The sequence below is a fragment of the Vibrio sp. 10N.261.55.A10 genome (genome assembly GCF_041470825.1).
Taxonomy (GTDB): domain Bacteria; phylum Pseudomonadota; class Gammaproteobacteria; order Enterobacterales; family Vibrionaceae; genus Vibrio; species Vibrio crassostreae_C.
Window position 1 is genome coordinate 1 of sequence record NZ_JBFRNC010000027.1, and the last position, 22,751, is coordinate 22,751.

The following is a 22,751-nucleotide window of genomic DNA, read 5'->3' on the forward strand; positions in this document are numbered from 1 at the left end:
GCTTTAACTGATCGGCATTAAGCCTAAGTGGCTGCTTTTTCGTTTAATAACTTTATAGCGGTTTAGCTGGCAAGCCGTTTAGTTCGCTAACTGATTAATTAGAAAGTTTAGCCTCGACTTGCCCAAGTGCGCGTTGGTACATAAACCAAGCACATGTACCGGCAAGCACATTACCCACCATGGCACCCCAGAACAGGCCTTCAATACCAGCAAGCTGCGAACCAATCCACAAGCAAGGCAAGAAGAAGGCGAACAGGCGCAGTGCTGATATCGTTAAGGCAGTATAAGACTTACCAAGCGCATTCGAGATAGAAACCATCAGCATACAGATACCCAACGGCCCTAAACTGATAGGAACGATAAGTAAGTGGTAGTTCAAAATGGTCGAGACTTCGTCTTCGCTGGTCATGAGATTTGCCAACCCGCCAGAGAACATCCAAGTTACCAGTGCGATCACCAATTGGAATCCTAATACAAACATCACGGCAATCTTCACAAGACTACGTATGTTCCCTAGGTTCTTTTCTCCCAACATTCGGCCAATCATAGGTGGCATCGACATAGTCAGAGCAAGCACTGCAACAATCGAAAAGAACTCAAAACGTGAACCTAGCGCCCAAGCTGCAACGGCTGCTGTGCCGTAGCCTGCAAGCAGTTTGGTGGCGAGCATCGAAGAGACTGGTGGCAGTAGCTGACTGATCATCGCAGGCCCCATGATGTTTCCTATAGAACGAATACTCTTGCCGATATCAAGATCGTGCCAGTCGAATGTCATCCAATGCTTCTTAGTTACCTTAGGAGCAACGATAAAGATACCCGCACCGAACGCCAAGATGGTCGCAATCGCGGCTCCGTTGATGCCCATGTCGAGCGTGAATATGAAAATCGGGTCCAATATCAAGTTGATGATGCTGGTCGCGATCATCATCGAACCGGGCAGCATGGTATTACCATTGGCACGACACACACTGTAGAAAAAGTAGAGCAGTGCGCCTGTCCAAGAGCTTACCAGCCAATAGATCCAGTAATAATCAATGATCGGCAGTACCGTCGGTGGTGCATCGAGGAGTTGTAAAATAGGACCACGCAACAGATAGATGATGACCGAGAACAGCGCGACACTCACACTGCCCATCGCAACGACTAATCCGCCGAGCTGTTTGGCATAGCGTATCTCGTTAGCCCCAATAGCTCTCGCGATCACAGCCGTTGTCGCGATGCCTAGTCCGACTTGAATCCCGATAATGATCATCTGAATTGGTAGCGTGAAGCCTTGAACCGCGAGCGGCAGTACGCCTAACTGGCCAATAAAAGCACTGTCTACAAGTTGGAAGCTCATCAGGGAGAGCACCCCAAACAGCATTGGCCATGTCATTGTATAGAGTTGTCGGCCAAGAGAAGGCGAGGGAGTTGCGGTCGTAGAATTCATAACACTCTTATCAGTCTTGAAGGTAGGTTTGTCGTAGTGACAATCCACTCAATGAAGAATTGCGTAAAGGATAACGTAACGTTAGCTCGATACCAATAAATGTCATTAAATCTATCGATATTACCTTTGCACAGTTTCATCGGTATGTGAGCATTGTGCAATGTAACTTTATGCGTTCGCTTATTGAAATTTAAGGTGTCGTATCTTGTTTCTGAGTTTTATATTAGCGGATTGGGTCTAAAGGTTTTCCATTCGACTATTTCTAATGTTTCGCTTTATCCCGATAACTTGGTGGCGTGACTCCAACCCAACCTTTGAATGCACGATTGAAATTACTCAAGTCGCTGTAACCCACTTGCCAACTGATGTCTTGAACAGAAAGGTTGGTCTCTTCAAGTAGCTGTTTTGCTTTAGCTTCCCGAACTTGTTCTTTGGCTTGTTTAAAGAGAATGTTTTTGCTCTTCAGGTTTCTCTGCAGCGTTCGTTTTGTCATGCCGAGCATGGTCGCAAACCACTCAATATTGAACCAAGGTAGAGTCGCATAGGTGTCTATTAATATCTCGACAGCGTGATGCCAATCTTGGGTACTATTTCGTTCTGAAATGGCACGATAATCATCGGGCAGCGGAATCGAGAACGCACCGTATTGCTGTTCAAACTGAATATCAGAATCAAAGAAATGCTTAGGTAATTTACGTGCGCTGTTGTGCTTAGAGACCAACTTGGCGTGTGATGGTTGCCAGCGATTGTCAATGAACTTACGGCATAGGCTAATCACGGTCAGGGCGCGAAACCATTCTGCTTGTTCAAAACCTGAGGTCGATGGGTCATAGCAACTTCGATGACACAGCCACCACAATCCATCGCTTTTTTCCGTCCATATGGTGACGTGATTACTTAAGGTCGATATTTCAGTAATCAAGCAGCGTACCGCTTGCTCGAGAGAAGTGCATTGTTCAATTTTTCGGTCTAGCTCAGGTGACAATTGCTCTAGAGAGGCCTTACGTCCAACCTCAATCCCTATCGAATAGCCAAACTTACGCTCAAGGCCATGAATGAAGCGAATCACGTCTTGTGTAGGAAGCCATTGATTGGATTGTGTCAGTTCAATGGGTAGACCGCACGCAACGGCGACGGTGCGCCAATCCAGTCTATGTTTGTCACAATACTGAATATATGGAGCAATGTTACTGGTCGAAGTGAGCAGTATGCTGGTGGTGTTCGATGATGCTTTCATTGTTTTGTGCCTACCATTAAATGTCATCAAGTGACCTAATTAAGTGTAGCGCATCTCCCTATACTTTTCCTAACCCAAACAGGAGAACAATTATGAAACTTAAACACATTGCCGTTCTAGTATCGTTAGCGACCCCATCATCATTTGCTCTTGCAGCAAACCCAGTTGAAGAAGCTCTGAAAGTTGAAGGTGCTCAAGTTACCTTGACCGTGAAAGAGGCGAGCACAGCATTTACCCCAAGTTTTACTGACTCAGCTCGTGAGTTATTCAATAACTTTCATTGGCAGATGGGCGGCGACCACAGCGTTTACTACAACATGCACATGAGTGAGTTTCTACCAACGGCACTGGCGGCTCCAAACGAAGAGTACAAGCCTTTAGTCAAAAATATCGACCCACGACTCGCTGCACTGAAAGTTGATACTGAAAGCAAAGGTCAGTTGACAATGGATGAGTACTTGGCGGATGAACAGTTCCGTACCCAAGGCTTTATGTTGATTCACAAAGGGGAGATCGTTTACGAAGCTTACCCAGGTATGAAGCCGACAGATACGCACGTTTGGGCATCTACAGCAAAAACGACGGTTGGCACAGTGATCGCAATGTTAGTGGAAGAGGGCAAAGTCGACCCTGAAAAAGAGATCGCTGAGTATGTTTCTGAATTGAAAGGAACGAACTGGGATGGCATCACAGTACACCAAGTTCTGAACATGTCGACCGCGCTAGACAATGAAGAGACATTAGAGTCTATCTTGAACCCAGACTCTGATGTGGTGCGTTTCTTTGCGGCATCGTTTAACTCACCTCGTGCAAAAACGGGTGAAATGGAAACTTGGATGGAAGTGGCTCAAGGTGCACAGAAACTGGAAGGTGAAAAAGCCGGTGACCATTTCCGTTACGCATCTATCAACACCATGGTGCTGACTAAGTTAGTTGAAAACGTTGAGAACAAAACTTGGACTCAAGTATTCGAAGATCGTGTTTGGTCAAAAGTGCACGCACGTCAACCAATGCAATTCAACTTGACGCCAGATGGCATGGCGATCGCGGTTGGCTTGGTTTCATCAACGGTAGAAGACATGGCTCGCTGGGGAACACTATTTACACCTAGCTGGAAAGCGGTGGCTGATGAGCCAGTGGTGTCACAAGCTGTGATTGATCGTATCCGCAACGGCGGTGATCCAAAAGCATTCGTAGGTACTAGCAAAGAGAGCAGTTCACTGCACGCATACAACGAAAAAGCAGACTACAACGCATACCAATTTGATTTCATTTTCAATGACGGTGCAATGTCGAAAAGTGGCAACCTAGGCCAATTTATTTACATCGATCCTGCACGTGACTTTGTGGGTGTGATGTTCTCAACCAACCCATACCACTCAGGTTTTGGTGAGAATAAAGGCCCTGCACTAATGCGTTCGGCAGCAAAACTACTTGCTGACAAGTAATCTATTTATTACCTAACAGGATGTTCCAGGCTTCAAGGAGGAAGCAAACGACTTTCGAGAGATATAATGAAAAAGTTTGCTCTATTAATCCCGTTGAGTTTAGGTCTAGCCCTTCCTGCACATGCCGATTCAGATTCCGAACGTGTTATCGATCCTGCTGATGTCACTAAAGTTTATACTCAAGCTGCATTGATGCTGAATGGTAGTTCAGATATCCAATTTCAAGGGCAAGTTTCTGGCGGTTTAGAAAACGGTCAGCAGTTTGCCCTACTGGCCGAAGGGACGTTTGTCGATGAAAGCAACACAGCGCTTCGCGATCCAGACAAATTCGGTACAGAGTACAGCAACTCTAGAATTCAGTACTTCCACGTCTTTGAAACAGGGACGAAAGCTACGCCTAAAGTGGGTCTTTCATTAGATTATATTAATACGCGCAACAGTATTAAAAATGACTTATTGTCGGTTGGCGGTGTTGTTGCGATTAATCCAGCTTATACCGGTGGATTCCTGGTATTTCCAAGAGCAGGACTGATGACTGGTAGTATGGAGATCCCTGGCGTCACTTCATCTAAAGATGATTTAACGGGATATTCGCTTGGTTTGATTACCGCGAAGCATCTCGGTGACTCTGGCGCTTATGTGTCTTTGGTTCCTGAGTGGCAAGATCTTTCTGGTGATGATATCGACATGCAAAACTTCTCATTTAAAACATCGTTAAATGTGCCGATGAACACTGCAAGAACTTGGTGGTTGAATACGCGCTATGACATTACCAAAGCGGATGTTGATGTGAAAGGTGTGCCAATGCCGAATGGTTGGCAAACCGAGGCTTGGGTTGGTGTGAGATACTACTTCTAGCGCTCTAGCCAGCTAATTTGCAAAGAACCTAGAAAAGCCAGTCAACGTGACTGGCTTTTGTCGTTAAGGTACCGCGTGAAGCGTTACTTATTTACTTATTTACTTATTTATTAACAACGTTACCTAGCTTCAACCACGTATCGATAACCGTATCCGGGTTTAGTGAAACAGAGCTGATGCCTTGCTCCATTAACCACTCTGCTAGGTCGTCATGGTCAGATGGGCCTTGGCCACAAATACCCACGTATTTACCCGCTTTGGTTGCCGCATCGATCGCCATTTTCAGCATTGCTTTCACGGCTGGGTTACGCTCATCGAAGAGGTGTGCCACATCGCCTGAATCTCGGTCGAGGCCAAGTGTCAGTTGCGTCATGTCGTTTGAGCCGATAGAGAAGCCATCGAAGTACTTCAAGAACTCATCAGCCAAGATTGCGTTCGATGGTAGCTCACACATCATGATCACTTTCAGACCTTGGTCGCCACGGCGAAGGTCGAATTTAGCCAGAATGTCGATAACCGATGCCGCTTCGCTTGGAGTACGAACGAATGGGATCATGATTTCAACGTTCTTAAGGCCCATTTCGTTGCGAACGCGTTTGATCGCTTGAGTTTCTAGCTCGAAACAGTCTTCGAATACTGGTGAGATGTAACGAGATGCACCACGGAAGCCCAGCATTGGGTTCTCTTCATGCGGTTCAAACGTTTTACCGCCGACTAGGTTGCTGTACTCGTTCGACTTAAAGTCAGACATACGTACGATCACACGCTTAGGCCAGAATGCAGAAGCGATAGTCGCGATGCCTTCTGTTAATTTGCTTACGTAGAAATCGATAGGATCTTTGTAGCCACGAATACGTTCGTTGATTTCCGCTTTTAGCTCATCCGTTTGTGCATCGAAGTTAAGCTGCGCTTTCGGGTGAATACCGATCATCTTGTTGATGATGAATTCTAGACGAGCAAGGCCAACACCTTCGTTCGGGATTTGTGCAAAGTCGAAGGCACGATCTGGGTTACCCACGTTCATCATTACTTTGGTTGGTAGCATTGGTAGCTCATCAACCTCAGAACGTTTGATTTCAAAATCGAGTTCGCCGTTGTAAACGTAGCCTGTTTCGCCTTCTGAACATGACACTGTCACGGTATCGCCATCGTTTAGGCTGCTTGTTGCTGTACCACAACCAACAATCGCTGGGATACCAAGCTCGCGAGCAATGATCGCAGCGTGACAAGTACGGCCACCACGGTTAGTCACAATCGCAGACGCTTTCTTCATCACAGGTTCCCAGTCTGGGTCTGTCATGTCAGTTACCAGCACGTCGCCTTCTTGAACCAGTGACATTTGGTCTAGAGAATCAACCAAGCGAACAGGGCCAGAGCCGATACGCTGACCGATAGCGCGGCCTTCAACCAAGACATCCGCCTTATTGTTTAGCTCGTAACGCTCGATAACGTTTTGATCGCTTTGAGAACATACGGTTTCTGGGCGAGCCTGAACGATGTAAAGCTTGCCGTCGATGCCATCTTTCGCCCACTCAATGTCCATTGGACGTTGGTAGTGCTTCTCGATGATCATCGCTTGTTTTGCTAGCTCTTTGATCTCTTCATCGTTGAGTGAGAACTCGTTACGCTCTTGAGTGTCGGTGTCGATGATATCGACTTGCTTGCCGATTTCTTGATTGGTCGAGTAGATCATCTTGATCAACTTAGAACCAAACGTCTTTTTAACGATTGGGTAGTGACCCGCTTCTAACATTGGCTTGTGCACGTAGAACTCATCTGGGTTCACTGCGCCCTGTACAACCATTTCGCCAAGACCCCAAGAAGAAGTGATGAACACGACTTGGTCGAAGCCTGACTCAGTATCAAGCGTAAACATCACACCTGAAGAGGCTTTGTCTGAGCGAACCATGCGCTGGATACCCGCAGACAATGAAATGCCACGGTGGTCAAAGCCTTGGTGTACACGGTAAGAGATAGCGCGGTCGTTAAACAGTGACGCGTAAACGTGCTTGGTTGCTTCGAGTACCGCGTCGATGCCTTTCACGTTAAGGAAGGTTTCTTGCTGGCCTGCGAATGAAGCATCTGGAAGGTCTTCTGCGGTTGCAGATGAACGCACAGCTACAGACAATTCTTCGTTGTCTTCGATTAGCTCGCGGTAGTTATCACGGATGTCTTGCTCTAGTGATTCTGGGAAGGGTGCGTCTAGAACCCATTGTCGAATCGTTGCACCTGTCTTACGCAGTGCGTCAACGTCTTCAACATCAAGTTCATCAAGTAGTTGGTGGATGCGCTCATCAAGACCTTTGTAGTCAAGAAAGTCGTTAAACGCATAAGAGGTGGTAGCAAAACCATTAGGTACAGAAACACCAGCATTGGACAGGTTAGAAACCATCTCGCCCAGTGAGGCGTTCTTACCGCCGACTTTGTCGACATCTTCCATGGATAGGCCATTGAACCATAGGGTATTATTTTGCATTTATTTCTCCAGAAACATAGCAAGCATTGTAGGGATTTAAAGGCAAACGATTACGTGTTAGTTTAAAAAAATGTAAATTATTTTCTAAAGCTGTGGGGGACGTAATAGTCAGCAGGGTTTTATTATCTATATTATGGTTACCATCCTACTCAAAATAATTTTAAACATTAAATAAAAAATGCAAATTGATATTCAAAGTCGTGATGTATTCTATGTTTCTGATGGAACGGCCATAACATGTGAGACTTTAGGGCATGTTGTTCTAGGTCAATTCCCTTTTAAAGCCAATGAAAAAACCTTTCCGTTTGTGGAAAGTGAGGACAAACTTTCTGATTTATTAAAAGAGATTGAAATTTCGTATCGTGATACCGGATTAGAACCGCTAGTGTTCTTTTCGATTGTGATACCTGAGATCAAAACCAAATTGCTAGAAGCGCCCGCGCACTGTTATGACGTGTTAGAGAGCATCGTGCAGAAAGTACAGGATGACATTCAGATGGCGCCTGTTCCTAAGTTGCAGCGCTCACGCAGTGTAAACAAGGACTCGGTGAAGTATTTCGACCGTATTGCTGCGATTGAGTACACGCTCGCGCATGATGATGGCATCACGCTAAAAGGGCTGGAAGAAGCCGACATCATCTTGTTGGGTGTTTCTCGAAGTGGCAAAACACCAACAAGTTTGTATATGGCGATGCAGTTTGGCTTACGCGTAGCAAACTACCCATTTATCCACGATGACTTGGCACGCTTAAAGCTGTTGCCAGAGTTTGAGATCTACCGACATAAGCTGTTTGGTTTGACCATTGATGCAGAAAGGCTCACTGAAATTCGTGAGAACCGCTTAGCAGGCAGCGAATACGCCAGTGACTCACAATGTTTGTATGAATTGCAAACGGTAGAGGCGATGTTCCGTCGAGAAGCGATACCTTACATCAACACCTCTTCACTATCGGTTGAAGAAATTTCGACACGAATCTTGGAGCGAACAGGTTTGAGAAGGCGTCTGCTGTAAGACAAAGCCTTAGAGAAATAGAATGGCCAGATAAAAGAAAATCGAAGCTCGCAGTTTACACCTGAGAGCTTCGATTTTTTGTTTGTGCTCGTTGTAGTCGCTTGCGAGTCAGAGCTTGTTTTCTTAATCAGAGCTTGCTTTCTTAATCGAGATAGCTTTCTAGCGAAGTAAAGACAGCTTTAGCGTTTCGCTTTTCTTTTCTAACCAGCGTTCAACTGCTGGTGGCCAACTGATGCTTGGTTCTACGCAAAAGCCACGAAGCATCGAGAAATACACCGCTTGATCGATTAGAGGCAGTGATGACTCACCATTCTCTAGATCCAGTAAGAGTTCGGCATCTTTCAGTAATGGGTTAATCAGTTGAACGAACTGAGGCGTCTTTTCTAACAGTTCTTCAAAGTTAAAACCTTCGGTCTCTTTACTGGCACGCCAAGCTTCTTTGGCTCCAGAAGAGCGATATTCAGCCAAGTCGAGGTTCCACCAACGTGGGCGTCCAATCTGTTGAGTAAGAGGGAATGCGCGAGTTTGGAACACAGTCACTTGCTCAGATGGCACACGCTGTTCATCGCTTGATTTCAAGTCCATGAAGTACGCGATGATATCTAGGCTCTCTGCCATGATAGAGCCATCGTCTTTTTGTAAGACGGGTACCATCTTTTTACCGATCAGATCGATAAGGGTTTGGGCATCATCATAATCGACAGAAACAAGCTCAATGTTCAAGCCTAGCGATTGAGCAATGTAGGAGACTCTTGCACAGAAAGGGCAGTGATCGTAAATGTAAAGCTTCATAGCTTCCCTCATTCGGGTCATTCTTAGTATAAGATGATGCTAATGTACCAGAAACTTTCGCAGACAATAAGACTTTGTTAACAAGAACTATTCACTGCGATTAAGTGCACGGGAATATCAAGAGAACGATGAGAATAAGCACCTAGTGTAGAAACTCGTTGCCTAATTCTATTGTCAGTTGAGTGCGGTTTTATTGTAACGAGTAAGCTAATGAGAAAGCTGGTGGGTAAATGACGGGCATAAAAAAGGCTCTGGCTGCTTACTCTAATGCAGAAGAGTGAAGTCAGCCAAAGCCTCAATTTTGTTACCTTTAGTAGAGTGACTACTAAAAGGGCAGAGTGGTTAAACTATGCTTTTTTAAGATCTTGCGCTGGGTAAGTAAGCGTCATTGCGCCTTCTACCGTTGTAACGTGAACGTAGCCGCCACCAGCACTTAGGCCAGTTACTACCATTTCACCTAGTTCAACACCTTTTGTTGCTACAACGCGATCATCAACTGAAAACACTTTACACACCTTCAATAAATTAAATAAATACGATAGATATCGAACGCGGATTTAAACAGATGGGACCTCAATCAACTAATCCGGTTATTTGTCGTAAAGATTAAATTCAGTTATGTATAAATAATTATGTATTAAAAATCAGTTTGTTAACTTACGCTGTGACGTTATTTATCCGCTGGATACACTACACCAACTTGTTGGCGCATCTCTGTAATTAACTTCGCAACCGTTAAAGCGCGCAGTTGGGCCTGCGCTTGTGTTGCGTTGTCGCCAGCAATGCAGCTAGCAAAGGCCTGCGCTTCGTAACTCATGGAGTTTTCGCTTTGTGCTTGAGTAAGGTTTTCTACCGTGCCATCGCGGTAGCGGATCTTAACGTCAGTACATTCAGCGATGTGATCGATGATGATTGCCCCTAATTCACCTTGGATCTCGCTTGGCGCATAAGAGTCGCTGACTTTGGAGTGCGCAAGGGTCACATCAAACTCAGGGTATTGGAAGATCGCACAGCCATGAGCATCGACACCTGAATCAAGTAGCTTTGCAGAAGCCTGTGCGTTTTCAGGTTTGCCAAATAGCGCGACTGTCGCGGCAACACAGTAAAAGCCAATATCGACCAATGAGCCGTTAGAAAAAGCTGGGTTGAAGGTATTTGGGTTCTCGCCGTTTAGGTATTTTTGGTAGCGCGATGAATACTGGCAGTAGTTGATGTGTGCTTTATGTACCTTGCCAATCTTTTCTAACCCAAGTTGAACTTGCTTAAAGTTCGGTAGGAATTGAGATTTATACGCCTCAAACAGCACCACACCGTTTTTCTCAGCGACTTCGAACATGCGTGTTGCTTCATCAATATTTGATGCAACCGGCTTTTCACAGATAACATGCTTGCCGTGTTCCATCATGAAGATAGATTGCTCGCAATGCAGTGAGTTAGGGGAAGCGATGTACACGGCTTCTACAGTGTTGTCATTGGCCAATGCGTCGAGTGAGTCATACGTGGTTTCAACGTCAAATTCTTGGGCGAACTGTGCCGCGCTGTCTAGATTTCGAGAGTAAACCGCAGCAAGTTGCATCGATTGAGATTCGTGCGCAGCTTGAACAAACTTTTGTGTAATCCAATTGGTTCCAATTACAGCAAACTTAATCATATAGGTATCCAGTCGTTAGTATATTGATTCTGCAGAGATAGTAGCACTCAACGGCTGGCAATGTGCCTGAGATTTACGGAACAATTTCCCTAAACATAGTGCCTAATATTAATGTTCAGCCTTCACAGAGCGTCTGAGTTGACCAGTGTAACGGTGCACAACTAAGCCATTTTTGCTAAGGTGTTATTGAATTCAAACAAGGTGATGATATGCAAATCCGGACGGCCAAGGTAACTGATATTAACGCGATCTTAGCGCTCTCTGAGCAGATAAACCGTCAACATCATCTTGGTGCGCCTATGGTATTTGCACCAGCGTCACAAGGCTTGGCCGACAGTGAAGAGTATTGGTTAGGTTTGATGCTTGACCCACTTGGCGCTTTCTTGGTTGCAGTAGACGACAAGCAAGTCGTTGGCTTTTTAGCGGGTAAGGTAACGCAGAACAAAGGCGTCAGTTTTATTCAGCCGCACAAGGTGGCAAGGGTCAATACGATTGTGGTGAACGATCAGGTTCAGAGCAAAGGTGCTGGTCGAGCGTTAATGAAGTCTTTTAATCAATGGGCGCAGGCGAGAGGAGCGATAGAACTTAGGTTGGAGGTAATGGAGTTTAACCAACAAGCTCAGGGTTTCTATGAGTCGTTAGGAATGGAAACTCAGTCACGAACCATGTCCATGCGTTTTGAGGAGATCTAAAGGTGCGTCTGTTTCTGCCTTTATCACTGTGTTTACTGTTTGTGGCTTCGAACGCGAATGCTGAGCAAGTCGTGGTCGAGAAAATAGTCTCTGACGCGACCGCTATCGAAACCATCGTATTCGAGTCTGCACCGGCTCATTCTCAACGTGTCTCAACGTCTTCATCTAACTCAACCTCTTCCACGAGCTCAAACTCCGAGCATGTGATTATTGTGGATGATGTTCTTAACAGTAGCCCTGATGAAAAGGTAGCTCAGCTTTCTCAAGGGTCATCGAAACGTCCACCTCAAAGTTCCTCTCGACAGTTTTACAACGTACCGGATAGCGCATCTGAGATAGATTCGCTGTCGCAAGTGGTTACGTTAGTTAAAGTCGATAAATCGAAACGTAGGATGTATCTGCTAAAAGGTGAAGAGGTGATTCAGGAGTTTCGTATTGCGCTAGGCAAACAACCGAAAGGGCATAAACGCTTTGAAGGGGACAACCGAACGCCGGAAGGGGAATACCAGCTCGATTATGTGATGGAAGAGTCGGACTTTTATCGCTCAGTACATATTAACTATCCGCAACCTTCGGATATGCAATGGGCAGAGCAAAATGATGTAGATCCTGGAGGAAACATCAAAATCCATGGCATCAAAAACGGCGAGCGTCGTTCGCCGAGCTTTATTCAAAGTTTTGATTGGACGGATGGCTGTATCGCGTTAACCAATCAAGATATGGATGAGTTTCTCCAACTTGTAAAAATGGGTACCCCTATCCATATCGAATGGTAGTCATTGGTACCCAGTTTTCTTAATCACTTTCCGCAGTCAATTAGCGCAATCAATTAGCGAAACCAATTCGTAAAAGCAACGTCCAAACTTAACCGCTAAAGCCAGTTACAGTATGACTCGACCTGCACTGAATATTGCAATCACAATCAGCAATGCAATGGTGACTGGCTTGAACTTCGCTCCACCAAATCTTTCGAACAGTTTAGAACCCACATAACCGCCAAACATGCTGCTTGGTAGAAGCGCGAGAGTCAGCCAAACTACATCGTGGTCGACTAACCCAGCGGTAGATGCCGAAACAAACGCAGTGGAATCAGCCAATATAAAGAAGGCTATCAGGCCTGCTCTGGCAATGTGCGGAGCGACTGGGCTTGCTAATGCATGAGTGCCAATTGGAGGCCCTGACATCGAAGCCGCGCCGTTCATTACACCCGCAAGGCTTCCTAGAATATAGGGAGTAAATCTAGGTTCGCTTTTGTACTGGAAACCTTTGTAGATCATAAGTGCAGACGCAAAAATGAAGGCACTGATGATCAAGATGATCGTGTCTTGGCTAACGGATTTAAGCAGAAGTAAGCCGACTGGTGTGAAGGCAAAACAAGGGATAAATACCTTTAAAACCCAGCGCCAGTTAACATGCTTTCGAACTTTAGGCAGTAATTGAACATTGCCTAGGAGATCGATCAACATGAAGACGGGAACCAGTTCGATAACAGGCACGAATAACGCACTTAATGGCAATGCCACTAAGGTGAAACCGAAACCTGAGAAGCCACGAACAATAGCGGCGAAAATGAAGATTGCACCCAAAATTGGGAAGGTTGGACTAAAAATGAGATCCATAAATTAAGTAACCAATGAAGCTGTCTGTATAGAGCGAGCTAATGAAACCAAGTGAGTAGCGGAATGTACTCCTACTCACTTGTGTTTGCTACCTAATTTTAAGGTTTCCCGAGAGTTAATTTTAAAGTCTCTCGGGGTTGTTTTTGCGGTATTTGTTTGGTCAATTTATAGAGGTAAATTGATTCGGAAAATCAGTGAATACGGCATCTACTTTTGAGATGAATTTGAAGTGAGAGGGATCGTTTACTGTGTAGCACCATGTTTGGATGTTTGCTTCACTGAGTGTATCAAGATCGCTCTGATTCACATGCTCGTAGTTCATGTGACAGCTGAACGCTTTAACCTCGTCAATCAACATCAAGTCGGCTTGAGTCAGTTGCTCAGTGAGCACACCAACTCGGTATCTCGGCAGGTGACGAGCCATTTCAGAAACGACTTGATGGCTGAAACTTGAAAGCAGCACTCTGTCGGTGTCTAGATTTGAACGAATTAACTCGGTATGCAGCAAATCAACGACATGAGGCGCTTGATGTCGACTGTCGACTTTGATTTCTAAATTGACGCTAAGGTCATGTTGCTCAACAAGCGCGAGCAACTCTTCCAACGTCAATATTCTTTCACCAGCGAACTGCTCAGACTTCCAACTGCCAAAATCGAGCTGACGCAGTTCTGCAAGGGTGTGTTCGTCGACACGACCCTTGCCATCACTACAGCGCTCAAGGGTGTGGTCGTGACAAACCACAAGTTGATCATCCTGAGTTGGCTGAATATCTACTTCAATCCATTTCAAGCCGAGTTTAGCGGCTTGTTCAATGCTTGCTTTGGTATTTTCTGGGTGAGTACCTGCTACACCCCGATGACCTACGATGATAGACGACATAATTAATCCTTCTTAAAGACGCACCGTAAAAACGCATTAAATATCAGTGTACTCGATTAAGCGAGAGCCGTCGTTATGCTTGTCGCCTCTTCGCGTGACTCTTGTGAAGTAAAGTTATTCGGCTGAATACGCTTCCCACGACTGTCAAAAATATGCAGGTTGGATTTATCAATGCTTAATCCGAGCGGCAGTACTTGGCATAGTGTCGTTTCAGGCGTGACGGCGATAAAGGGTTGGTCGTTCACAAGGCCATGAACCAATTGATTCGGCCCCAACGGCTCAACCACACTGATACGCAGTTCGAGAGGCAAGGTGTTCATCTTTAATTCGGAACAAACCTCAGAGTGTTCAGGGCGAATGCCAAGCGTGATAGTCGCGTCCTTAACGTGCGCGTACTCTGGCAGATACATTTGTTGCTCGCCGATTTCAAGATAGCCATCATCGAGCGTGGCAGTTAAGAAGTTCATCGCGGGGCTACCAATGAAGCTTGCCACAAAGGTACTGGCAGGCTGGTGGTAGACTTCTCTTGGTGTGCCGACTTGTTCTATTTGGCCTTTGTTGAGAACTACGATTCTATCTGCCAGTGTCATGGCTTCGACTTGGTCATGAGTCACGTAAACACTGGTTACCCCTAGCTCGCGTTGTAGCTTTTTGATTTCTAATCTCATGTGAGCGCGCAATGAGGCATCTAGGTTAGACAAAGGCTCATCAAACAAGAACAGTTGAGGGTCGCGAACGATCGCTCGCCCCATAGCAACACGCTGGCGCTGACCACCCGAAAGCTTGGCTGGCTTGCGATCTAGGTATTCTTCGATCTTTAGTGTCTTGGCGACTTTCTCAATCTTCTCTTCAATTACGTGTTGGCTGACACCTCGGTTCTTTAAACCATAAGCGAGGTTTTTGTATACCGTCATGTGAGGGTAGAGTGCGTAATTTTGAAAGACCATTGCGATATCTCGTTGAGCTGGCTTTTCGTTATCAACACGGCGGCCACTTAAGTGAATCTCTCCGCCAGAGATACTTTCCAGCCCCGCTATTGAACGTAGGATAGAAGACTTGCCGCAACCCGATGGGCCAACCAACACAAGAAATTCACCCTTTTCGATATCAAGCGAGACATCTTTCACTGCACGATGACCGTTCTCATAAGTCTTTACCAAGTTTTTGATGCCTAACATGGTAGGTGCTTTGTGCGTATGGTTGTGAGTGGCTTGGGTGTGCCCTAACGTTTGTTTTAACTTTGGCATCGGGGTGTCCTCTGTATTTTTGTGGATAGCTTGGTGAGAAGGCAGGTGAGACATCTTGTACTCAGCGAGTGATTGAATGCGGTTATCGTTCATTTGAGTTGTGTCGTTATTATTTTTCACTTTCTACTAGCCCTTTTACAAACCAACGCTGAAATACAACCACTACTAAAACGGGTGGCAACATAGCTAAAATCACCATGGCAAAAACATAGTCGTAGCGCGGTAAACTGGTTTCATTGATGTTGTTGAGTACTTGTTTGATGCCCATCACGATGGTGTTGTAGCCTTCGTCCGTGGTCATCATGATTGGCCACAGATATTGGTTCCAACCCACCACAAACATGATGATGAAGATTGCGGCAATCATGGTTTTAGACAGTGGCAATAAGATGTCGACAAAGAATCGAAATGGACCTGCGTTATCTAGCTGAGCGGCTTCTAACAATTCATCGGGGATGGTTTTGAAGAACTGCCTAAAAAAGAACGTCGCGGTGGCTGAGGCGATCAAAGGCAGAATTAAACCTGTGTAGCTATTAAGAAGCCCAAGCCCAGCGACAACCTCATAGGAAGGGATAATGCGCACTTCTAATGGCAGCAAAAGCGTCACGAAGATCAACCAGAACCAAGCTGTAGCATAAGGCAGTCTGAAGTAGACCAAAGCATACGCGGCCATCATTGAAATGATGATCTTACCGATCGCAAAACCTAGCCCCATGATCATTGAGTTGGCGATCATTTTGCTGGCGGTGACTTCGCCACTGAAGCCCATGCTTTTGTTCCAAGCTTCGCTATAAATGGCCGTAAAGTTATCGCCTGGAAGCCATTGCAGGCCTTCGCTGACAATGGTGTTTGGGTTATGCGTCGAGCTGGCGAAGATTAGCCAAATAGGGACCAACATGAACAGCATCCCAGCAATTAAAATTAGGTGGTCAGAGACCTTATTACTTTTCATAAATAACTCCTGTCGCGTTAAAACCTAGCTGTGATGGGCTAGTAGTGAACACGCTTTTCTACAACACGAAACTGGATAAATGTAAGAGTGAGCACCAATAGCAACAACACAACTGACTGCGCAGAGCTGCCGCCTAAATCTGCGCCAACAAACCCGTCTCGATACACCTTGTACACCAACGACGTTGTGCCGCCACCCGGGCCGCCATTGGTCATGGTGTCGATCACGCCAAAGGTTTCAAAGAACGAGTAGGTGAGGTTGATGACCAGTAGGAAAAATCCGGTTGGCGCGAGTAGCGGAAAAGTAATGGTCCAGAAACGTTTCGAGTCGCTGACACAATCGAGCATCGCCGCTTCTTTTACGGCGTAAGAGATCGATTGAAGCCCAGCCAGAAAGTAGATGAAATTCACCGAAACCTGTTTCCAAACCGAAACCAAAATCAGAGCAAACGTGGCATCCAAAGGGTCGGTCTGGAAGCTAAAGTCCCAACCTATAACCGCAAATATCTCGGCAAACACGCCAATATGTGGGTTAAACAAGAAAGCACCGATTACGCCTGCAATCGCAGGGGCAACCGCGTAAACCCAAGTGAGAGTGACCTTGTAAGCGCCTTGTCCGTGAATGATGTTGTCGGCTTTAACCGCGAGCAGTAGCGCTAAGGCAAGCGATAAGAAAGAGACCACGATTGCGAACATTAATGTGAAGCCAATCGAGTTCAGATACTCGCTTGATTCGAATAGCATCTGATAGTTTTCGAACCATACGAATATCGATGAGGTGCCCCAAGGGTCTTCTAGCATGAAGGACAGGTAAACTGCCTTTGCCGCAGGGTAGATAAAGAAAACCGCAATGATGAGTATCTGAGGCGCCAAAAATAGGTAAGGCAGCGGAGAGTGAAAGAATTGCTGACGTCGTTCCACAGGGTAATCCCCAAAAATTAGTGACTGTTATCACTGTTAGTTACGGTGAGCACTAGCGCTATAGCAAAGGAATGCATCCAGTTGAGTTGTAGTTTTTGGAGCAAGAAATGGCGCTAGTGAAGAATCTCCTCACTCCTTGCCATTACGTTTTTAATGACGCAGTGACAAGTGGTGAGGAGCAATGAACGGCTTTGGTTTGTTAAGCCTTTAGCTCAGTAATCTGCTTTGGTTAAAAAGCCAAATTAGTTCATCGTACGAGCGAAGCGTTTCAGCAGTTTGCTGCTCTCATCTTCGACTTTATCTAGGCTATTCTCGACGCTAGAGCGGTCAGCGAAGATATTGTCGAACTCACGATGCATCACTTCACGAATTTGAGGGTAGTAACCTAAGCGGTAGCCCTTAGTCCATTCGCCCGATTTTAGGCTTAGCTGCTTAACGCCCACTTCTGCATCTGGTTGTTCGTTGTAGTAGCCAGACTCTTTCGCTAGCTCATAGGCAGCCGTTGTTACAGGTACATAACCAGTGGTTTTGTGCCAGTAGACTTGAGTTTCAGGCTTAGTCAGGTAATCAAAGAACGCTGCGACACCTTTGTCTTGTTGTTGGTCATGGCCATTGAGTGCAAACAGAGCTGCGCCGCCAATGAAGGTTAAGCCTGCGTCTGGGTTAACCGATTTCCAGTATGGAAGGTATGTGGTGCCGAGTTCGAAAGGTACGCGGTTACGTAAGCCACCGAATGAGCCTGAAGAACCCATCCACATCGCCACTTCTTGGCGCTCGAAAGGGGTTTGGTTTGCATCCCAGTCGCTGCCGTAATACTTGTAGTAACCTAGATCTGACCACTCTTTCATCTTGCTAACGTGCATCATCATGTCTTTGGTGTTGAACATGATCTTAGTGGACAAGCCATCGTAGCCGTTGTTTTGATCTGCGACTGGCAGGTTGTGGCGAGACTTAAAGTTCTCGAACATGATCCACGGCGTCAGAGATTGAGAAAACGCGATGTGTCCTTCAGCCTTCAGTTTCTTAGCGACCACTTCTAGTTCTTCATAAGTTTTAGGCGCGTCTGCACCCACTTCCGCGAGAAGATCTTTGTTGTAGTAAAGAACCGGTGTCGAACTGTTGAAAGGCATACCAACCATCTTGCCTTGGTTGTCGGCATAGAAGTTACGAACGCCCGCTAGGTAGTCGTTTGAATTAAAGTTGTAACCCGACTCAACCAGAATATCCTGTACCGGTTTCGCGACGTCTTTCGCGTTCATGATGGTTGCTGCGCCTGCATCGAAGACTTGCAGAATATTGGGTGCTTCACCTGCTCGGTATGCCGCGATACCGGCTGTTAAGGTCTCTGTGTATGAACCTTTGTAGATTGGCGTGATCTCGTAATCATCTTGTGACGCATTAAAGTCGGTCGCAATTTTGTTTACTGTTTCTCCAAGCTGGCCGCCCATTGCGTGCCACCAAGTGACTTGAGTCGTTGCGAACGCTGGCATTGCCGCTGTCGCAGAAAGAACGCCTGCCAAAATTAGCTTATTCATCTTCGTTTCCTTTTGGATGAAATCGATGTCGAGGTATTGGATTAGAGTGTTAACGAGACGGTAGGGGTGTCGTTTGAAGCTATCTTGAACAGGGCGTATTTCACTTAAGTGGCTAAACCGTTTCACTGATATGAAAGATTCATTTCGATTTCATTTAAGAGAAAAGTTATTGATGGTTTTAATATTTATTGCGTGCGGTTTTTAAGAGGTATGTTGTTCAATACTCGCTCAATATTTGTTCCATAAAAAAGCCTCTCGAAGGAGAGGCTTTGAATAAGCTAGAGCTTGTTATAATCGGCTTTGTTCTAGTGTGCGATATCGAGTTGGTTGTCTTTCACGCCGTTAATACGGAACCAACCTGCAATACTGAATCGCTCTGTGTTTGTCGGCAGTACCTCGTGTGGGAACTGTTCAGATAAGAACACAAATAAGCGGCCTGACTTTGGTGGAATGGTCGCGATGTGGTTGTCTTTTAGGTCGTAAACCACAAGTTCACCAGCGTCTTCTTCTGTCCACTCATCATTCATATAGAACACAGTGGTCAGGCGGCGGTTTTCATTGCCCTTGAAACAGTCTAAGTGCTTCTGGTAGAAGTCGCCTTTTTCGTATTTAGCAAAGTGCGCTTCGTACTCGAACAGACCCAAAAAGAACGCTTGGTTTGCCGCTAAACGAATTTGTTCCATTTTGTCTAGGAACAGAGATGCTGGCTGACCCATATCGCGGCGCACCCATTGAATCTTGTCACTACGAATGGTCGACTCTCGCGTTACTTCATCGTTACGGCCAATCCTAGCCTTTTTCCAGTTCTCTGGAATGCAATCCCTCAATGCCACCACTTCTTCATGAGTTAAGAAGTCATCCCAAACAAAGTAGCCTTGGGTAGAAAGAGCATCGATTAGTTGGTTCATGTATAGCACTCAGACAATAAATTAGAGGCGCATATATAGTCCTAATAACTCAGGCCAACAAATCACATGTTTTGTCGTCACGATAAAACATGTGGAGGCTAGAGTAGCAAGGCCTATAGAGTAAGGTTTACGGCAATGCGGGCATTCGATAATGCTGAAAAATATCGGATGAAATTGATGGCAATCTTTGGAATTTGTTCCTGTGCACTGAGTTGAATTGGAATTGAGTAATTGAGTGAATACCAATAGAAATCTTGATTCGGGTTCTCTATCCGGTTTTAGATTGTTGTCTTTAACAAAATGATCACAATTGAAGTTGAATTTGCTATTGTATAGGTCTGACCAGTTGTTTTATCACAAGGAGCGGTTTTGCAGCTGCATACCATCAAAGGCTATATCCAAGACATGTATCTCGTAGAGTACCCAGATAGGTTGCTGTTACTTGATGGTGCGTGCCGTGCGGATATTCCTCATCTTAGGGCTTTCATTGAAGATGAGCTTGGCCGTGAATTTAGCGACCTACATACTGTGGTTGTTACACACATGCATCCGGACCATGCAGGGGCAGCGCATACGCTCAGAAAGCTGACTAATTGTCATTTGGTGGCAGCAAACAGAGACAAAGATTGGTATCACGGCATCGATGGCATTTTGATGCACCTGACCGACTTAGCGCTTGCTAGGTGGATGGCGAACCGCTTAGGCAAGCCTAAAGCAAACCTATGGTATTCAAGAAAGTTAAAGCCGGACTACAAGCTGTCTGATGGGGATAGTATTCCAGGGTTTGATGATTGGTTGGTTCTTGAAACACCGGGCCATACCGACCGTGATCTCTCGGTCTATTGCCCATCACACAGCGTGGCTTATGTTGCCGATTTAATGGTCGAGGTTAAGAAGAAGCTGATTCCGCCGTTTCCTATCTTTCACCCTAATAAGTATCGAGCGTCTGTATCGCGCATTTATGACATGCAGCTCGATACCTTGCTGGTGGCGCATGGTGGGCAAGTCGATTTCAGTCAGAAGGCTTTTGAACACCTGCTGATGAGTGCCCCAAGAAGGCCTGTTACACATTGGCGAGTGACGAAAATCAAAACCAAGAAATTACTTTTATCGATTGGGCGATTTGGTTTTCAATCTCATGGTAAATCGAAGAAATAGATCAGAAGTCTGAATGCAAAGTCGTGTATTCAGAGCTGAAAGTAGAAATAGAAAAATAGATAGCAATAAGGCCAGTCATGAGACTGGCCTTATATCGTTGTGAGTAGCTTTAGTTATAACCTGTGGAGCGGTTACGATGACTCGGATTAGTGAGTCAGCAGGAATTCACCCGCAGGGTCAACAATCACTTTGTCACTCATGCCTTGACGTCCAAGCAACATCATGTAAGTCATGTCTTGACGGTTGCTTAGCGTGATATCGATCGGCCATTGTTGGCCACCGATTCTTAGCATGGTTTCAATCACGCAACGGTGTTCAACTTCGCCGTTAGATGATTTAATTTTCTTACTTGTTTTCAGTTTCGCCTTGCAGCGCACCGTCTCTTCTAGGTGATAAACGTCTGGGTGAAGGTCGAACTCTACGAATTTCTCACCATTTGATTTAACACATAGTAGATTGTCTACGTGTAGAGAAGAGGTTTTAGCCCCTGTATCAACACGTGTATGTAGTCCAGTTATCCCTAACTCTGGTAAGCAAAGTGCTTCGGTATTCCCTATGATCATTTTATTGTTCATTTTCTTTCCAATCATGAGTTATCGGTATTCAATCAGCCCTTGCCACGAGTACGGTTAGCGTTTGGTTTTGCATTCTTCTCGATGAATTCGAAAATCATGTCTGCTACATCTTTACCCGTTGCTTTCTCGATGCCTTCTAGGCCTGGAGAAGAGTTTACTTCCATTACCACTGGGCCGTTCTTAGATTGTAGAATATCTACACCACATAGGTTTAGTCCCATGATTTTCGCTGCATTGATTGCTGTTGCGCGCTCTTCTTTGGTTAGTTTAACCAGTTGAGCAGTACCGCCACGGTGCAGGTTAGAGCGGAATTCACCCTCACCAGCTTGGCGTTTCATTGCAGCAATTACTTTGTTGCCAACAACAAAACAACGGATGTCTGCGCCATTTGCTTCTTCAATGAACTCTTGAACCAAGATGTTCGCTTTTAGGCCCATGAACGCTTCGATAACGCTTTCTGCTGCTTTGTTTGTTTCAGCTAAAACTACACCGATACCTTGAGTACCTTCAAGTAGCTTGATCACAAGTGGCGCGCCACCTACGTTTTTGATCAGGTCTTGAATTTTGTCTGGGCGGCTAGCGAAACCTGTTTTTGGTAAGCCAATACCTTTACGAGACAACAGTTGTAGTGAGCGCAGTTTGTCGCGAGAGCGACTGATTGCTACTGACTCATTGATACAAAAAGTGCCCATCATTTCGAATTGGCGAACAACCGCAGTTCCGTAAAAGGTAATGGAAGCGCCAATACGTGGAATAACAGCATCGTATTGAGGTAGCTCTTCACCCATGTAGCGAATCTTCGGATTGTTACTCGCGATATCTATATCACAGTGCAACGTGTCGATAACATCGACCTGATGACCACGTGCTTCTCCAGCCTGCTTTAGACGAGCGGTAGAGTATAGATTTTCGTTGCGAGAAAGAATTGCGATACGCATGGCGTTTCCTTAGTTAATACCTGATTGGTAACTGCAAATAAATTAGTTGTTAGCTGAGCTTTCAGTTTTTTCTGAGGCTCCTTGCTTGCTTCGGGGCGAACCTTAAGGCTTTTCGTTCAACTAAGAAAACGAATTAAATTTGTCGAGTCGACAACGGAAATTTATCGATTGTGTGAGCTATTGGTACAGCAGGCTTGAGAGGGAAATTGGAATGGAAAAGCGAGTTGAGACCTAACTCATATTGGGGGTAGGAGCATATTAGGTTGTACCCAACTCGCGTTTACTCGGTGCTAAAAAGTGTACTAATAACGCCAGTTACATAGATCTATAAGTGTTCGTAGTGCTTCTCTTTCGAGCTTACTGCAGGTGCTTTTTAGCTTGTTAAGATAGTATTTTCTCATGGTCATTACTCTCTCTGGTTAGG

General features: G+C 45.5%; 21 protein-coding genes. 6 read left to right on the plus strand and 15 right to left on the minus strand.

From position 1 onward, the window contains the following. Positions 1–94: 94 nt before the first annotated feature. Together AB4274_RS07330 and AB4274_RS07335 are read right to left on the minus strand one after the other, a co-directional pair. Positions 95–1,429 (minus strand): MATE family efflux transporter, encoded by a 1,335-nt coding sequence (locus AB4274_RS07330; RefSeq protein WP_017069196.1) that lies wholly within the window; start codon positions 1,427–1,429, stop codon positions 95–97. Positions 1,430–1,691: 262 nt separating this feature from the next. Beyond that, entirely contained in the window at positions 1,692–2,666 is a 975-nt protein-coding gene (locus tag AB4274_RS07335; RefSeq protein WP_017069197.1) for an AraC family transcriptional regulator, read from the minus strand. Between the two features lie 92 nt (positions 2,667–2,758). Here AB4274_RS07335 and AB4274_RS07340 point away from each other — a divergent pair, with 92 nt between their 5' ends. After that, positions 2,759–4,114: a serine hydrolase gene (locus AB4274_RS07340; RefSeq protein ID WP_017060556.1), complete on the plus strand. Its 1,356-nt coding sequence runs from the start codon at positions 2,759–2,761 to the stop codon at positions 4,112–4,114. Between the two features lie 66 nt (positions 4,115–4,180). Continuing rightward, a complete protein-coding gene (locus AB4274_RS07345) occupies positions 4,181–4,972 on the plus strand; it encodes a hypothetical protein (RefSeq protein ID WP_017060557.1) in 792 nt (263 codons plus the stop codon). Between the two features lie 103 nt (positions 4,973–5,075). Here AB4274_RS07345 and ppsA read toward each other — a convergent pair whose 3' ends face one another. Continuing rightward, positions 5,076–7,448: a phosphoenolpyruvate synthase gene (ppsA, locus tag AB4274_RS07350; RefSeq protein WP_372111504.1), complete on the minus strand. Its 2,373-nt coding sequence runs from the start codon at positions 7,446–7,448 to the stop codon at positions 5,076–5,078. Between the two features lie 178 nt (positions 7,449–7,626). Here ppsA and AB4274_RS07355 point away from each other — a divergent pair, with 178 nt between their 5' ends. After that, positions 7,627–8,460, plus strand: coding sequence for a pyruvate, water dikinase regulatory protein (locus AB4274_RS07355; protein WP_372089705.1), 834 nt, complete (start codon positions 7,627–7,629; stop codon positions 8,458–8,460). Positions 8,461–8,619: 159 nt separating this feature from the next. On the opposite strand, the gene grxB is transcribed toward AB4274_RS07355, so the two are convergent. From grxB to AB4274_RS07370, 3 genes are all read right to left on the minus strand, one after another. After that, positions 8,620–9,252, minus strand: coding sequence for a glutaredoxin 2 (gene grxB / locus AB4274_RS07360; protein WP_372111506.1), 633 nt, complete (start codon positions 9,250–9,252; stop codon positions 8,620–8,622). 347 nt (positions 9,253–9,599) lie between these two features. After that, positions 9,600–9,758, minus strand: a complete 159-nt coding sequence (locus tag AB4274_RS07365; RefSeq protein ID WP_004733064.1) for a hypothetical protein — start codon at positions 9,756–9,758, stop codon at positions 9,600–9,602. Between the two features lie 164 nt (positions 9,759–9,922). Next, a complete protein-coding gene (locus tag AB4274_RS07370) occupies positions 9,923–10,903 on the minus strand; it encodes a Gfo/Idh/MocA family protein (RefSeq protein WP_017060561.1) in 981 nt (326 codons plus the stop codon). Between the two features lie 209 nt (positions 10,904–11,112). On the opposite strand from AB4274_RS07370, the gene AB4274_RS07375 reads away from it, so the two are divergent. Next, positions 11,113–11,595 (plus strand): GNAT family N-acetyltransferase, encoded by a 483-nt coding sequence (locus tag AB4274_RS07375; protein ID WP_017064907.1) that lies wholly within the window; start codon positions 11,113–11,115, stop codon positions 11,593–11,595. Between the two features lie 2 nt (positions 11,596–11,597). Beyond that, entirely contained in the window at positions 11,598–12,371 is a 774-nt protein-coding gene (locus AB4274_RS07380; RefSeq protein ID WP_017067270.1) for a murein L,D-transpeptidase family protein, read from the plus strand. 105 nt (positions 12,372–12,476) lie between these two features. Here the strand turns inward: AB4274_RS07380 and AB4274_RS07385 are convergent, their stop codons facing one another. The 7 genes from AB4274_RS07385 to AB4274_RS07415 all read right to left on the minus strand — a co-directional run bounded on the left by AB4274_RS07385 (position 12,477) and on the right by AB4274_RS07415 (position 19,656). After that, positions 12,477–13,214, minus strand: a complete 738-nt coding sequence (locus AB4274_RS07385) for a sulfite exporter TauE/SafE family protein (protein ID WP_372111508.1) — start codon at positions 13,212–13,214, stop codon at positions 12,477–12,479. 160 nt (positions 13,215–13,374) lie between these two features. After that, entirely contained in the window at positions 13,375–14,094 is a 720-nt protein-coding gene (locus AB4274_RS07390) for a glycerophosphodiester phosphodiesterase family protein (protein ID WP_372111511.1), read from the minus strand. Positions 14,095–14,150: 56 nt separating this feature from the next. Beyond that, positions 14,151–15,461 (minus strand): sn-glycerol-3-phosphate ABC transporter ATP-binding protein UgpC, encoded by a 1,311-nt coding sequence (ugpC, locus tag AB4274_RS07395; RefSeq protein ID WP_372111513.1) that lies wholly within the window; start codon positions 15,459–15,461, stop codon positions 14,151–14,153. After that, a complete protein-coding gene (gene ugpE / locus AB4274_RS07400; protein WP_017060566.1) occupies positions 15,451–16,293 on the minus strand; it encodes a sn-glycerol-3-phosphate ABC transporter permease UgpE in 843 nt (280 codons plus the stop codon). Before ugpE ends, ugpC begins: the two co-directional genes overlap by 11 nt. 38 nt (positions 16,294–16,331) lie before the next feature. Next, positions 16,332–17,213 (minus strand): ABC transporter permease subunit, encoded by an 882-nt coding sequence (locus AB4274_RS07405; RefSeq protein ID WP_017060567.1) that lies wholly within the window; start codon positions 17,211–17,213, stop codon positions 16,332–16,334. A 242-nt stretch (positions 17,214–17,455) separates the two neighbouring features. Next, positions 17,456–18,748, minus strand: a complete 1,293-nt coding sequence (locus AB4274_RS07410; RefSeq protein ID WP_017064900.1) for an extracellular solute-binding protein — start codon at positions 18,746–18,748, stop codon at positions 17,456–17,458. Between the two features lie 305 nt (positions 18,749–19,053). Then, positions 19,054–19,656: a 2OG-Fe(II) oxygenase gene (locus AB4274_RS07415; protein ID WP_050711798.1), complete on the minus strand. Its 603-nt coding sequence runs from the start codon at positions 19,654–19,656 to the stop codon at positions 19,054–19,056. A 369-nt stretch (positions 19,657–20,025) separates the two neighbouring features. On the opposite strand from AB4274_RS07415, the gene AB4274_RS07420 reads away from it, so the two are divergent. After that, positions 20,026–20,814 carry an MBL fold metallo-hydrolase gene (locus tag AB4274_RS07420; protein ID WP_017067276.1) on the plus strand — a complete coding sequence of 263 codons (789 nt, stop codon included), beginning with the start codon at positions 20,026–20,028 and terminating at the stop codon, positions 20,812–20,814. Positions 20,815–20,960: 146 nt separating this feature from the next. Here AB4274_RS07420 and AB4274_RS07425 read toward each other — a convergent pair whose 3' ends face one another. Together AB4274_RS07425 and rimK are read right to left on the minus strand one after the other, a co-directional pair. Next, a complete protein-coding gene (locus AB4274_RS07425; protein WP_004740039.1) occupies positions 20,961–21,389 on the minus strand; it encodes a RimK/LysX family protein in 429 nt (142 codons plus the stop codon). A 32-nt stretch (positions 21,390–21,421) separates the two neighbouring features. Further along, positions 21,422–22,327: a 30S ribosomal protein S6--L-glutamate ligase gene (gene rimK, locus AB4274_RS07430; protein WP_004740040.1), complete on the minus strand. Its 906-nt coding sequence runs from the start codon at positions 22,325–22,327 to the stop codon at positions 21,422–21,424. Positions 22,328–22,751: the final 424 nt, after the last annotated feature.